Annotated in this window: 12 protein-coding genes and 1 pseudogene; 5 read left to right on the forward strand and 8 right to left on the reverse strand. The window is 43.6% G+C overall.

Translation table 11 applies throughout. The annotated features are described in order from the left end of the window. Nucleotides 1-26: 26 nt before the first annotated feature. The 3 genes and pseudogenes from OC193_RS16120 to OC193_RS16130 all read right to left on the reverse strand — a co-directional run bounded on the left by OC193_RS16120 (nt 27) and on the right by OC193_RS16130 (nt 3,365). Nucleotides 27-505: pseudogene (locus OC193_RS16120) on the reverse strand (type II secretion system protein). 261 nt (nt 506-766) lie between these two features. Further along, nucleotides 767-2,710 carry a putative bifunctional diguanylate cyclase/phosphodiesterase gene (locus OC193_RS16125; RefSeq protein WP_048663295.1) on the reverse strand — a complete coding sequence of 648 codons (1,944 nt, stop codon included), beginning with the start codon at nt 2,708-2,710 and terminating at the stop codon, nt 767-769. 97 nt (nt 2,711-2,807) lie between these two features. Further along, nucleotides 2,808-3,365 (reverse strand): hypothetical protein, encoded by a 558-nt coding sequence (locus OC193_RS16130; RefSeq protein WP_048663296.1) that lies wholly within the window; start codon nt 3,363-3,365, stop codon nt 2,808-2,810. 548 nt (nt 3,366-3,913) lie between these two features. Between OC193_RS16130 and OC193_RS16135 the strand changes: the two genes are divergently transcribed. Together OC193_RS16135 and OC193_RS16140 are read left to right on the forward strand one after the other, a co-directional pair. Next, nucleotides 3,914-4,603 (forward strand): response regulator transcription factor, encoded by a 690-nt coding sequence (locus OC193_RS16135; protein WP_017632634.1) that lies wholly within the window; start codon nt 3,914-3,916, stop codon nt 4,601-4,603. Further along, a complete protein-coding gene (locus tag OC193_RS16140; RefSeq protein ID WP_048663297.1) occupies nt 4,596-5,945 on the forward strand; it encodes a sensor histidine kinase in 1,350 nt (449 codons plus the stop codon). Before OC193_RS16135 ends, OC193_RS16140 begins: the two co-directional genes overlap by 8 nt. A gap of 134 nt (nt 5,946-6,079) precedes the next feature. On the opposite strand, the gene OC193_RS16145 is transcribed toward OC193_RS16140, so the two are convergent. Beyond that, entirely contained in the window at nt 6,080-6,610 is a 531-nt protein-coding gene (locus OC193_RS16145) for a GNAT family N-acetyltransferase (RefSeq protein ID WP_048663298.1), read from the reverse strand. 225 nt (nt 6,611-6,835) lie between these two features. Between OC193_RS16145 and OC193_RS16150 the strand changes: the two genes are divergently transcribed. After that, nucleotides 6,836-8,101 carry an HD-GYP domain-containing protein gene (locus tag OC193_RS16150; RefSeq protein ID WP_048663299.1) on the forward strand — a complete coding sequence of 422 codons (1,266 nt, stop codon included), beginning with the start codon at nt 6,836-6,838 and terminating at the stop codon, nt 8,099-8,101. Between the two features lie 134 nt (nt 8,102-8,235). Here OC193_RS16150 and OC193_RS16155 read toward each other — a convergent pair whose 3' ends face one another. From OC193_RS16155 to OC193_RS16170, 4 genes are all read right to left on the reverse strand, one after another. Further along, nucleotides 8,236-8,685, reverse strand: a complete 450-nt coding sequence (locus OC193_RS16155; protein ID WP_029405610.1) for a PTS sugar transporter subunit IIA — start codon at nt 8,683-8,685, stop codon at nt 8,236-8,238. Further along, entirely contained in the window at nt 8,682-9,938 is a 1,257-nt protein-coding gene (locus OC193_RS16160; RefSeq protein WP_048663301.1) for a PTS ascorbate transporter subunit IIC, read from the reverse strand. The genes OC193_RS16155 and OC193_RS16160 overlap by 4 nt, the downstream gene beginning before the upstream one ends. A 10-nt stretch (nt 9,939-9,948) precedes the next feature. Continuing rightward, nucleotides 9,949-10,218, reverse strand: coding sequence for a PTS sugar transporter subunit IIB (locus OC193_RS16165; RefSeq protein ID WP_017064872.1), 270 nt, complete (start codon nt 10,216-10,218; stop codon nt 9,949-9,951). Between the two features lie 284 nt (nt 10,219-10,502). Further along, nucleotides 10,503-10,979, reverse strand: a complete 477-nt coding sequence (locus OC193_RS16170; protein ID WP_048661571.1) for a hypothetical protein — start codon at nt 10,977-10,979, stop codon at nt 10,503-10,505. A 613-nt stretch (nt 10,980-11,592) separates the two neighbouring features. On the opposite strand from OC193_RS16170, the gene OC193_RS16175 reads away from it, so the two are divergent. Then, complete coding sequence (locus OC193_RS16175; protein ID WP_017060598.1) at nt 11,593-12,801, forward strand: NupC/NupG family nucleoside CNT transporter; 1,209 nt, start codon at nt 11,593-11,595, stop codon at nt 12,799-12,801. 301 nt (nt 12,802-13,102) lie between these two features. Then, nucleotides 13,103-13,372, forward strand: coding sequence for a hypothetical protein (locus OC193_RS16180; protein ID WP_048661572.1), 270 nt, complete (start codon nt 13,103-13,105; stop codon nt 13,370-13,372). The last annotated feature ends 9 nt before the right edge of the window (nt 13,373-13,381 follow it).

Genomic DNA, 13,381 nt, shown 5'->3' on the forward strand with positions numbered 1-13,381 from the left:
GTTAGGCAGTGAGCGGTAGATGTCGTTTAACATGCACCGTCAAGAACGACGATTTGCGGTTCTTTTTCCGGTTGATAGAGTACCTGGCAAAAATCACCAACAGGTGAATAGGTGTAACTCTCCGTATCAAAAGAGATAGCAGCGACTCTTTCTGCATTGCTGCCTTCCTCTACTTCTTTGTTGTTTACGTAGAGTTCTGCTTGGTCAATGTTCAACAGGCGCCTTAAGGAATCGACATAGCGATAGGGTAACCATGGCAGACGTAGTAGGTTTCAATCTCAGTCTTTTCAACGTAGTCACATTCTCCCTCCACACCAGCAATCGCAGACTTTGCATAGATCATGTCGATACCCGTGCGAAGGTTGCCAGCCACATCGTGTATTTTGCTCGCGCGAGCACTGCCCTGAATATCTAAGAATTTGACCATGGCCGTGGCAGAAACCACCGCTAAGATCAGTACAGCGACGATAAGTTCTAAGAGAGTGAAGCCGTTTTGTCTGCTCATATTTACCAATGAATGAATCTGATTAAGTGACGGTTTGAGGGTAATCGAAATGCTAAAACCATTACAGGGAGTAGGTGTAAGGACAACCTGATGGTCTAATTCGAAATCATCTTTAAATCATTAATTAACAAAGAGTTATGTTTGTCTCTTTGTTGTTTTGCGTAATGTAAGCCTACGTAAGCGTTCACATTAGTGCTGTTACCTTGTTTATTAATCATTCAAAGTTCTAACTTGTTGATAAAAATAACTTTATTAACCGACTTATCGAACGAATAGAAATTGGCTTTCGACTTCGTTTGACGGGATTGGCTTGCTAAACAAATACCCTTGAAGGTATTGGTATCCACAGTCGATTAAGAAGTCTTTTTGTGTCTCGGTTTCGACGCCCTCAGCCACCACTTTGAGCCCCAACTTGTCGCAAATCGCATGGGTCGCTTGGACAATTGCTTTGCTTCCTTTATGTGAACCGTGAACAAAGCTTTTATCGAGTTTTACGGTGCTAATTGGTAAGTCGTGCAGCATAGAGAGGGAAGAGTAGCCAGTGCCAAAATCATCAAGGTGGAGTTCAACGCCTAATTTAGAGATGTCGCTTAATGCTTGCCTTACTTCACCGTGTTTGAAAATCATCGAAGACTCAGTGATCTCAAGTGCAATGTTTTGAGGTTGGATATTGTAGAAGTTAAGCATCGCAGACAGCTGCTCAGCAAAGGTTGCGTGCATCTGAATACTCGAGATGTTGATACTCATCATTAGCTCGCTATCAAATTCTCGATGCCATATTGATAGCTGCTTAAGGGCTGAATTGAGCACCCATTTTCCGAGTGGCACTATCTGCCCTGTTTCTTCCGCCAAGGTGATGAATTCATCAGGGCCAATGTTACCGAGCTCTTTGTCTGACCATCGAAGTAGCGCTTCAAAGCCCTTAACCTTGACACTGTTGGTATTCATGATCGGCTGATAATGCAGATCGAGATCTTCGTTCTCTAGGGCTTGGGTCAATCGATGGCGAATTTCTACTTTTCGGTGAAGCGTTTGTGCTAAGTCCGGAGTGAAGGTTTGGAAGCGGTTTCGACCATTGGCTTTAGCAATATGCATCGCCATTCCCGCTTGTTTGAGCAATGACTCTTGATCCACGGCGTTATCAGGGAAATGTGCAGTGCCAATGCTGCAACCGACAGAGAGGGTGCCAATGCCGCTTATATGAAAGCTTCGGTTCAAGGCATCAATAATGCGCGTGCAAAGCAGTGGGATGTTTTGATTTCTGCAGGTGTGGGCGATCACAATGAATTCATCGCCACCGAATCGCCCAATCATGCAGGTTTCGTCAACGAGCTGCTTGAGACGTTCACCCACTTGTTTGAGCAGTTGGTCACCCACACTGTGCCCGTAGGTGTCATTAACCAGTTTGAAGCCATCAAGATCAACGAACATCAGCTCAAAGGGAGAGCGATAGGCAATACTGGTTTCTAAGAGGTTGGTGATTCCACGGCGATTGTATAGTTCGGTTAAACAGTCGTGCTCTGCATTGTATCTGGCCTTGATCAGTTTCTTTTTCTGCTTAGTGGTACAAGTCAGATTTAACAGCAGTTCACTCTTATCAAATAGCCACTTTCCCTGCACATCAAAGTGGTGGGCTTTATCACCAATATGGCAGCTGACTTCTTCTAAAATCTCTCGCCCTTTGCGTGCAGAGAACAACCAGTGGGCTGCAATTTCTTCACTTGAAACAAAGTCGGAGAGGGTGGAAAACGGCATGCCATAGTTCTGGGAAAATGCAGAGTTAGCACTCACTACCGCTCCCGATCTATCAAATAGAAGAGAGAGGTTTGAACCATCCGAGCAAGCGAGATCGTGCTTTAGACTACCTTCTTCCGCGACGACTTGTACCAACATGCCGGTTCGGCCGTCTGGTAGTGGGATCCCAGAAAACAGACACAATGCACGCTTCGAAATGTAGTTGGGAGTGAAGTTCCACCATGTCTTGATGCTTTCGTTGCGTAGAAATTGCCTTTGGTATTCTTCGAGCGTTGCTTCTATTGCCTTAGACATCTCGACGCTGAAATCACGTGACGTCAGCTCAAACAGAGATTCAGACTCCCAGAGAGGTAGGGCACTGCTGTTTGCCCAAGTTATTCTCTTATTATCAATGTCATATATCCAAATAGGACACTTGAGATACTCGAAGGGCTGATAACTTGTCATCATATTGAACTCGGCACACGGATATTTGGGTCGAACGAAGCCTACTGACTCATGCAGTCAGTAGGCTGTTTGTCTTTGTCTTTATCTTTAATTTCAACGTTTACAGGTTCAGTGAGCGGATGATTTTCGTCACTTTACCTTGCGGCGTGGTCTCGATGACATAGCCTTTCTTATCATCAAATATCTCACCATCAATCAACTGCCATCCATTCGGTTGCTTTGTGATCTCTTTAGGGAAGTCCTTATCGAACATCGAATAATTTGGATAAACCGTTTCGATGGCTTCGAACAACAGTTGAGCCTCATCTTGGTTAGTGACCACGAAGTTTTCCTTAAGACACATGGTTAACTCTGGCAATGGTTGGGTTGTGTAAGGTTCTGTCACCGTACCCAATACACCTTTGTGTGAGTAAAAGAGGTATGACCCACTGCTACTCTCGTTGCCGTCTGGCGACTTGATTGAAGGCGTGGCGCTGTAGAATTCACAACTAAAAACCATCTTCTGAATAATGCTGTTTTGTGGCGTCACCTGAATGTCTATCCAAGCACTGACTTGTTCTTGAATCTTGTTCACTGTGTCATGTTTATTGGTGTCAGCAATAAGCGGTGTTGAAACTAAAGCAGTGGTTGTAAGTAACAGTGAAAGCGATTTATTCATCTTAAAGAGGGCCCTGTGTCCAAGTGGTGGTTGTCTAATAATGAGTTAATTTATTGTTTGGGTGAATGTTACTTTAGGAACTTATCGCTTAATAGGTTCTGTGGCGTGCTCAATAATGGAAAATACTGGCTCACTAAATAAGTAATCGATTTCTTTTGATTTCAGACACAACCCATCGGTTTATTGGACTGCTTGTTTGTTATTTTATAGTGTTATTCACTGATATGAGCTGGGTGTGCGGATGGTTGATTTGATCGGAATTTGTAAACGCCTTAAATGTAAGTGCGCGTAAGAAAATAAAGCAAATGTAAGCGAGCGATAAGCGGACAAAACACGTCAACCCTTCCCTCAGCTTGCTACAGCTTTTATGCTACAGCCTTTGTAAAGAAAGGCTCAGTGGTTGCTGAATTCCATATTTTGTAAACGTGCATGTACAAAAGTGATTACTATGTTTTGCGTACGGTAAAGTTAAGGCTCTAATAACAACATTGATGATATATGAACAGTATATATACTGCCCTCGCTTTTAATAAATACTGGTGATAGGAATGTCAAAAACCAAAGTGCTCATTGTTGAAGATGACCAAGAGATAGCTCGTTTAACAACGCTTTACCTCGAAGCTGAAGGCTACAGTGTTAGCGTTGTTCATGAAGGGAATTTGGCACTTGAAGCGATCCGAAGCATTGAACCTGACTTAGTACTGTTGGACTTGATGCTTCCAGGCATGAGCGGCGCGCAGATCTGCCGTCAGGCTCGTGAGTTTTACAATGGCATGATCTTAGTGCTAACAGCTTCTGCCGATGAAATGAGTGAGGTCAGTTTATTCAAGTTTGGTGCGGATGATTATGTTGCCAAACCGATTCGTGGTCATGCCTTATTAGCTCGAATTGAAGCGTTATTGCGTCGAGCTGCGCCTGCTGCAAAAGCGCAAGAAACCGCGGCTGAAAAGCAGTGCGATATTGTCATCAACAGTGCGGCTCAAAGCGCCACCTTGTATGGACAGAACCTCAAGCTTACCTCTGCTGAGTTTGAAATCTTAAACCTCCTTGTGAATAACATCTGTCAGGTTGTAACACGAGACCAGTGTTGTCAGCTATTCCGAGGGATCGATTACGCGTTTAACGACCGCTCGATTGATATGCGCGTTTCTGGTCTGCGCCGCAAGTTGCGCATTCACGCAAAAGACAAACAGCTGATCCGCACAGTTCGCAACAAGGGGTACATGCTGGTTGCGTAAGTTCATTACTGCAAAACTTCGCTCGGTTTCGATGTTTGCTCGTTTGTACCTTGGCATTGTGACGGGAATGTCGGCAACGATATTTTTGTTTTTGAACCTTGGTGAAGGGCACATGCGAAGAACCGAGATTGAAACCTTCCTCAACGACGGTATCTACTTTGCTGAGCAGTACACTCGCCAACATAACCAAGAAAACTCACTCTATAAAGAACTCGATAGAACAGGCTACCAACAATTTTATATCTTCAATTTACGCCTGTTGGAGAATTGGTCGGGCGAAGCGCCTTGCCAACGATGTGAGTTATACACAACCTTGAATGGGGTGCCGATTTATCTGAGTGACAACAATCTCTATTCTGCAGTCTTTCAGTTACCAAATTCTCGATTTAGCTTTGCATTCAGTGAGGTAGGGGATTTCTTCTCTCCCGAGATTGAATGGTATGAGGATTCAGAAAGACACTTCCTAATGGGGTTGTTACTGGCTGTCATTGTGGCGATTGGAGCAAGTGTTTACTTACCTGTGAGGCGTTTTCAAGAAAGAATAGAGCTGTTAGTTGAGAAGCAGAAACAGTTCGGCAAGGGCAAGCTCAGCACCCGTTCGGAGTTGGACGAAATTCACCCTGTATCTGATTTGGCGAGCAGTTTTAACTTCATGGCTGAAGAGATCGAGAGCAAGGTGAAACAGAGTCATATCTTCGCTCAAGCTATCCCTCACGAAGTGCGTACGCCGTTGAGTCGTATTCAGTTGGCGACTGATATTTTAAGAAGGGGAGCACCAGAACACCATCAAGCGCTTTTTGATGATATTGATACCTACATTGAGGATATTAACGACCTCACATCAGAAATTATCATGCTGTCGAAGCTGAACGTTATGGATAACTCCTTCTTTGAACTGGTAAAAGTGAGAGCTAGCCTGCTTGAGTACTGTCTAGATAGGATTCGCTATTCTCAGTTGGATAACGTGACCTTCGATTCTAAAGTTCAGCAAGAAAGCACGATAAAATGTGACTGCTCGATGGCGCGCTTGGTGTTTGATAACATTCTTAAGAACGCAGGCAACTACACACAAGACAAAGTGTGGATGACACTGGATGAGAACTCAGAAAACTGGCTGGTGGTGATTGAAGATAATGGTTCTGGAATCCCAGCAGAGCGACGCGATGAAGTGTTTCTTCCTTTTTCTCGTTTAGATTCAAGTCGTACATCGGCAACGGGAGGATTGGGTTTAGGCCTTGCGATTGCTCTATCGGCCGCTAAAAAGCTCTCTTGGGACATCAAAATTGATGACAGTAGCCATGGTGGAGCAAAGTTCAGTATTGTGATTCCTAAGACCTTATAACTGGGCGCTTTGAGAGTTCCCTAAGCTCTAGGTCTCGTTTCTAGGTCTAGCTTCGGAGACAACAAAGCCACGGTCGAATACCGTGGCTTTTTAGTATGCTCATTTACCAAGAGGTGAGCGCTTGGGACGTAATGCTAACAACGGTGAAGGCCGTAAATAGCATGGTCAACGATGCGACCATTTAAGTTCTCATTGCGCGTGATGATGCCTTCTAAGGTGAAATGTAAGCGTTCACAAACCTTGCGACTGCTTTGGTTGCCCGTTGCGGCTGATATCTCGACCTTTTCCATATCTAACTCATTGAAAGCAATATCAATCAGCTTTGCGACCACGCGGGTAACAATCCCCTTTCCTTGATACGTTTCAGACAGCCAATAGCCTATCGTGACTTTCTGCTTATTGTGGTCAATGGTGTTGAAGCTACAGTTACCGACGATATTATCTTTATATACAATCGCACAGGTCATGCTTTGGCCCTCTGCATAATCGTGCAGCGAGCGTTGGATGAAGATCCTAAAGTCTTGCTCGGTTTTACAATGTGGCGGCCACACGAGCCATTGGCTCAGGTACTCATTCTGGCTTTGTGAGATTTCCGCGTAGTGAGAAGCGAAGCTCTCTTCAACCAATGCGATGGATAGTTCATTATCGATAACTGTTTTAAACATGTTTTTCCTTTTCTTATGGCTGCTGATTTAGTGGATCTTAGTCGGCAGGATATAATGTCGCATGATTTTTAATATGCAACCACTTGTAGCACGGAATTTTCGTGATACGTTAGATCTATCACGAAACTCATTAAACCTTACAATAGTTGTGTATATAATCATTAGCTATGCATTAGTATTGGCGGCCTAAATATATAAAAACTATAAAAATGCTAGGCTTAAATAATGAATCAACATTGCCAGGACGTGACCGTAGACCTAAGGAAGGCTCTATTCGGTATTGCTAAGGCGCTTGATAACGTCGGTTTCGAAAGCAAAAATCATGGACAGAGGGTGGGTTACATCGCGTATCGGTGTGCTCTGAGTGTGGGGTGGGAAGAAGAGCAAGCGCAACTTGCGTTCTCATTGGGGTTAATTCACGACTGCGGTGTATCGCAAATTGACGAGCAGCGTAGTTTGGTTTCAGGGTTCATTCCTGACTCGAGTTACCACCATTGTCAAAAGGGGTACCAAATTCTAAAAGAGTGCCCGGTTCTTTCTATATTCGCTAAGCCGGTGCTTTATCATCATACCCCTTGGACTGACTTAAAGACTATTCATATCAGTGAGTTAGAAAAAGAGCTAGCTGCTATCGTGATGCTTGCCGATAGGGTTGACTACTTGTATGGCATCACCTCTTCAGATCGTTATGGAAATCTCACACCCGATGGCAAAACGAGCATCATTGAACGTTTAACAGAACAAGCGGATGAGATGTTCGAAACCAACCTTGTGCAACACATGTGTGAGTTGGTTGATTTGGATGATTTTTGGTTCTCGATGGAGATCCCTTACATTGAAAACATGAGGGATAACTTTGAACCTGTGCCATTCTTTTCTCAACAAATGTCGCTGGACGAGACGGTGGCCTTTGCCGAGTTTATTGCCAATGTTGTGGATACCAAGAGCTCGTTTACCTTTAAGCACTCTTTGAAAGTTGGGCAGCTTTCAGAATACCTCGCCAAACAACTGGGTTATTCCTACACCACTCAGCGCAAACTCTATTTAGCAGGTTTGGTTCATGATATCGGTAAACTGCAAACCCCTAACGATATTCTGCATAAGCCGGATTTACTTACTGAAGAAGAGTATTGCTGTATTAAGCGCCATGCTACGGATACTCGATTTGCATTGCAGGAGTTGTTCAGTTCACCTCAGGTTTGTCAGTGGGCATCTAATCACCATGAAAGGTTAGATGGTTCGGGCTACCCAATGGGTAAAACGGCTGAAGAGCTGGATCAACCGAGTCGAATAGTCGCGGTAGTCGATGTGTTTCAAGCGCTAACTCAGTCTCGCCCTTATCGTGCAGGTATGACATTAGAAGAAACACTCGCTATTTTGACGGACCACGTTGATAACTTTAAGTTGGATCGAGAAGTGTTTGAGTGCCTTAATAAACACGCGCAATATTGCTTTGAACTATCGACAGATAAAAGAATGTACGCGTTTTAACGCCACTGAATGCTTTCGAGGTGTGATGCCTTAACTCATATCCGATGAGAAATGACCAAGCACCAGAAACAGAAAAGCGATAGCCGAGGCTATCGCTTTTTTCATGGGGGCTTATCAGGATCTTTATATCGAGATTAGTAGCGTTTTAATATCTCGATGATCGCTTGCTCAGTTTCCGCTGCGATAATGGCATCAATGTCATCATCATTTTGGAACAATTCTGATAGCGCCATAATCGTATGGATGTGGCTATCTGAGTCCATCGCCGCCAGAGTAATCGAAAGGTAAACGTCACCGTTGTCTTCTGACTCTAAATCAACACCCTTTTTGAATACCGTTACTTGCAGTGATGCTTCGTTCACACCATCTTCAGGGCGAGCATGAGGCATCGCAATCTTTGGTGCCAGAACATAGTACGCGCCGATGTCCTTGTGCTTTTGCTTGATAGCCTCAACATAGCTTGCTTCAATTTTGTTGTTTGCTAGCAGTGTTGAACATGTCACATCAATCGCTGCATCAACTGTTAGGTTCTCTTCAGAGTTGATGATAACGCCTTGGTTACCAATTAAATCGAATAAGCTCATGAAACAATCCACCCTAGAATCAGGCCAACTACACCGAAGTCGAAGTCAGCAAATGTTGTTGCTTCAAGACCAAGGCCACCTAGAACTGGAAGAAGTAGCATTGGTAGGAAAGAGATACATAGACCTTGTGTGAATGAACCAAGAATTGCACCACGTAGACCGCCAGTTGCGTTACCGTAAACGCCCGCTGCACCACCTACGAAGAAGTGAGGAACAACGCCCGCGACTATGATTGTCCAGCCAAGAGCGCCTTGAACTGCCATTGCTAGTAGGCCAGCAGCGAAAGAACAAAGGAAGCCGATAAGTACCGCGTTTGGTGCTACAGGGAATACCATTGGACAGTCTAGAGCAGGTTTCGCACCCGGTACTAGCTTGTCAGAGATACCTTTAAATGCAGGAACGATTTCAGCAATCAGCATCTTCACGCCTTGCAGTACGATGTAAACACCACCTGCAAACACAAGAGACTGCATGAAGGTGAATACTACCCAGTTTTGACCGCCTGATACTGTTTCAACAAAGTCACCACCAGCAACAATAGAAGCAAACATGAAGAAGATTGCCATTGTTGTTGCTACTGCTACAGGTGTATCACGCAGGAACATCAGGCTCTTTGGTACGTTGATGTCTTCTGTCGATTTAGATGTGTCACCGAATTTGCTACCAATGTAACCAGAAACTAAGTATGAGAATGTTGAGAAGTGGCCCATCGCCAGTTGATCGGTACCCATCACTTTCTCTGTGTATTTCTGAGCAAGTGCAGGCATGATAACCATCAGTGAACCCACAATGATCGAGCCGATTGCAACTAGAGCAGTGCCTTCGATGTTAGCTGTAGACAGGATTACCGCTACTAGCATAGACATGAACATTGTGTGGTGACCCGTTAAGAAAATATATTTTAGAGGAGTAATACGAGCCAATAAAATATTCACAACGAATGCGAAGAACATAATTAGAGCCATTTCATAACCGAATGCTTCTTGTGCTAGTGCAACAATTGCTTCGTTATTTGGAATAACACCACTTACGCCGAATGCTTCAGTAAATACCACTGAGAAGTTATTTAGAGCGCCAACAAGAGCACCTGCACCAAAACCTAAAATTAGGAAACCCATTACGGTTTTAATGGTGCCTTTAAGAATAGTGGAAATATCTGCTTTCTGAGCAACTAGGCCAATGAAAGCAATTAAACCTACCATGATCGCTGGCTCTTTTAATAAGCCGAGCATGAACTCGAAAAAGTTTTGCATAATTTTGACCTTACATGAAAGTTTTTAGTTGTTCTTCAATTGATGCTTTGTCAAAAATATTTTTAAGGCTGATGATGTTCTCTTTACCAGCGTCTTTTAGTTGGTTTGCAACGTCTGTTGCTGCAACCCAAATATCCGCATTACTTGATGCTGCAGATGATAGATCTTCGTGATCAACTTCTGCTTCGAAACCGATTTTTTTAGCGACTTCTTTTACTGCCATTTCCATCATTAGAGAAGTACCAAGGCCGTTACCGCAAACTACAAGAATCTTTTTCATAATATTTGTCTCAATTGGATTTTAGGGGTTGAGAAACTTCGTTCTCTTATTGTGTGAGAGCATAGTAACGGAAATATTCAGATTTCAATAAGATCTCCATCACAAAGCTAAAATGAGATTGTGACGGAGGTCTCGTTAATTTGTGGTAAGGATCCAGAGTGAGACTTTGATCAAATTTAACTTTTCACTCGAATATGCAACGTATTTTATTGAGAAAGGCGGGCTTAATTAATTTTTATATCAGAATATAAATCTATAGAGGCTTTATTGTAGAAAACAGAGAATTAATCGTATCGACCGTAGTCAGTAAGCATTTTCTTAAGCATGCTATTAACGTCTTTGGTCTTTTTGTTTCTTTTAGTCAGTTGGCTAAGAGAGGTTGGTCTTGGGGAGGTAACATTTTCACTGTCGACTTCTTCAGTTTTATCTTTCATTTTCTGTACGGCAGGCAATAACATTCTAATTTCTTCGTTATTGGCATTGGTCAGTACCACAATATTTTCAGATTCAACTTGAGTAATGGTTAATATCCCGTGTTTAACCGATTCAACCTTTTCACCAATCATAATTGACTCAGGCGCAACAGAGCGATCGGTAAGTTGACCTGTACGTAATTTCGCCGCGCTGATAGCGCGGATATTTCCGGTATTTTCAAACGCGACAATAACAGTATAGGTATTATAATATTCAACTACTGTCACATAGCCGTGTCTATTTGTTTTGAATCTAGCTCCATTGTTCATGTCGTGCGGAGCTTCCATTTTCTTCACGTGTTTCCTCTCTTAGTCTCGATGGCTGTTATATCTAATCAGCTCTATTGGTATTTTATAGATAATTATTTGGTGAGATCACACAAAGTATATACGCATCTAAACTTAAGATGAATCTTGAAGTCTCGGGAAATGAGGCAGAGCACAGAAAAGTAGTAAGAATCACACAGAATTAACTGAGTGATTACGCTCACACACTTAAAGACTTAACATTACAAATTCAACTCCCTACAGATTGTTTACAGTTTTGAAGCACGAAAACGACGACAAACAATACGTTTTGTTTAATCCTTGACCGCGCGATCGTTTGCGTCAAAAAATGTGATGAAAGTCTCACTTAACTGTTTATACTTCTTTTCCGGTTTTAAGCCGGTGCTTAGCCAATACAAGCCGTCACATGGATATGTGAATGACCCCACGGACCGGACCAGCTACGTTCCACTGCTTGTATAAGGTGATTTTTTACATGAACAACTCGTTGTTACATTCGCTAACCCTGTTAGCTCCTTCATCGCGTAGCGTTTTGCTTGCGGTTCTTTGTCCTGTTCCTTTGATGTCATTTGCTTGGCTCATGTTCACTCTTTAAGGATTACTAGGACACATTATGAATATTCTATTTGGTTTTGTCGGTGTTCTTGCACTGATTGCTTGCGCGTACCTGTTATCTGAAAGTCGTTCTTCAATTAACTGGAAAACGGTCTCTCGTGCACTATTACTTCAAATCGGTTTTGCAGCCTTAGTATTGTATTTCCCATGGGGACAATTGGCGCTAACAAGCCTAAGTAATGGTGTTTCTAGCCTGCTTGGTTTTGCAGACGTTGGTATCGCATTCCTTTTCGGTGACCTTGCTACTGAAGGCTTCATTTTCGCGGTTCGCGTGCTTCCAATCATCATCTTCTTCAGTGCTTTGATTTCTGCGCTTTATTACTTAGGCGTCATGCAAAAAGTGATTCAAATCTTGGGCGGAGCGGTGCAAAAACTGCTGGGTACAAGTAAAGCTGAATCTCTGGTTGCTACAGGTAATATCTTCCTTTCTCAGGGTGAGTCTCCTCTTCTTATTCGTCCCTTTTTAAAGTCTATGACTCGTTCGGAACTGTTTGCTGTAATGGCAGGTGGTATGGCGTCGGTAGCGGGTAGTGTACTTGGTGGTTATGCTGGCCTTGGTGTTGAGCTTAAATATCTTATCGCTGCAAGCTTTATGGCGGCTCCGGGTAGCCTGTTAATGGCGAAGATCATCGTTCCTGAGCGCAGCACACCAAGTGATTACGACCATATCGAACTAGATAAAGCTGACCAAAGCAACGTGATTGATGCATTGGCAAGCGGCGCGATGAACGGTATGAAGGTTGCGGTAGCGGTTGGTACTATGTTGGTTGCCTTCGTGAGTGTGATTGCGATGGTCAATACTGGCCTAGAAAGCTTAGGTGAAACGTTCGGTTTTGCGGGCATTACGCTGCAAGCTATCTTCGGTTACCTGTTCTCGCCTCTTGCATGGCTGATCGGTATTCCGAGTGATGAAGTATTGATGGCAGGTTCTTACATCGGTCAGAAGATCGTTATGAACGAGTTTGTTGCTTTCATCGACTTCGTTGAGAACAAAGCGCTACTTTCTGAACACAGCCAAGTAATCGTGACTTTTGCTCTATGTGGCTTTGCTAACATTGGTTCTATCGCGATTCAGTTAGGTTCAATCGGTGTTATGGCACCAGAGCGCCGTGCTGAAGTTGCAAACTTAGGTTTGAAAGCGGTAGCTGCTGGTACGCTAGCAAACCTAATGAGTGCATGCTTAGCGGGTATTTTCATCCTGCTTTAAGCTAGATTCAGCTAAAGCGGACACTTTGCTTACGGAGTTAACGTAAGGAGGGTGTCCGCTTTTTTGTGCCTGTTAATCAGGCGAAATCAGGTTTTGGCCGTCGACTGTGATTTGTCTATAGTGAGTAAAAGCTCACTCGGAAGAGTAATAGAGCCAGTTCCTTTTATCCGATATACTTGAATATCATCAGGTTGCGATTAATAATATTCGGCTTCGATTAAGAAGATCCGGTTCCGACTAAGCATATTCGCTTTCGACTAGGAACAATGGCAACCAAGCTAAATTAATCAAGGGTCTCTCCATGAACATTCGCGTTCTCATCGGTCTTATTGTTACCTTCATTGGCTTGTTTGCGATGGCTTACCTAATTGCCGGCGGCGCTCAGTTTCCTATCTACCAGTGGCCAAAAGAGGCTTATCTCGGTTTGGTGTTCAGCGTCGTGTGGGGGGCTGGTGTTGCAGCGTCTGTAGCGTATTTCTTCTCGGCATTGGTATTTGTCACTGTCGCCGTGGTTTGCTATGCGATCGGTTATAAAATCGGTGGGCTATTTTCAAGCAAGTCAGAAGCGTAAAGCTGAAGT

Origin of the sequence: Vibrio crassostreae, from assembly GCF_024347415.1 — a bacterium.
In the GTDB taxonomy this organism is placed as follows: Bacteria; Pseudomonadota; Gammaproteobacteria; order Enterobacterales; family Vibrionaceae; genus Vibrio; species Vibrio crassostreae.

What these genes read in the sequence shown, in the direction of transcription:
- OC193_RS16125 (WP_048663295.1), bottom strand. Translation starts at nt 2,710, where the DNA reads ATGATGACAAGTTATCAGCCCTTCGAGTATCTCAAGTGTCCTATTTGG.
- OC193_RS16130 (WP_048663296.1), bottom strand. Translation starts at nt 3,365, where the DNA reads ATGAATAAATCGCTTTCACTGTTACTTACAACCACTGCTTTAGTTTCA.
- OC193_RS16135 (WP_017632634.1), top strand. Translation starts at nt 3,914, where the DNA reads ATGTCAAAAACCAAAGTGCTCATTGTTGAAGATGACCAAGAGATAGCT.
- OC193_RS16145 (WP_048663298.1), bottom strand. Translation starts at nt 6,610, where the DNA reads ATGTTTAAAACAGTTATCGATAATGAACTATCCATCGCATTGGTTGAA.
- OC193_RS16150 (WP_048663299.1), top strand. Translation starts at nt 6,836, where the DNA reads ATGAATCAACATTGCCAGGACGTGACCGTAGACCTAAGGAAGGCTCTA.
- OC193_RS16155 (WP_029405610.1), bottom strand. Translation starts at nt 8,685, where the DNA reads ATGAGCTTATTCGATTTAATTGGTAACCAAGGCGTTATCATCAACTCT.
- OC193_RS16160 (WP_048663301.1), bottom strand. Translation starts at nt 9,938, where the DNA reads ATGCAAAACTTTTTCGAGTTCATGCTCGGCTTATTAAAAGAGCCAGCG.
- OC193_RS16165 (WP_017064872.1), bottom strand. Translation starts at nt 10,218, where the DNA reads ATGAAAAAGATTCTTGTAGTTTGCGGTAACGGCCTTGGTACTTCTCTA.
- OC193_RS16170 (WP_048661571.1), bottom strand. Translation starts at nt 10,979, where the DNA reads ATGGAAGCTCCGCACGACATGAACAATGGAGCTAGATTCAAAACAAAT.
- OC193_RS16175 (WP_017060598.1), top strand. Translation starts at nt 11,593, where the DNA reads ATGAATATTCTATTTGGTTTTGTCGGTGTTCTTGCACTGATTGCTTGC.
- OC193_RS16180 (WP_048661572.1), top strand. Translation starts at nt 13,103, where the DNA reads ATGAACATTCGCGTTCTCATCGGTCTTATTGTTACCTTCATTGGCTTG.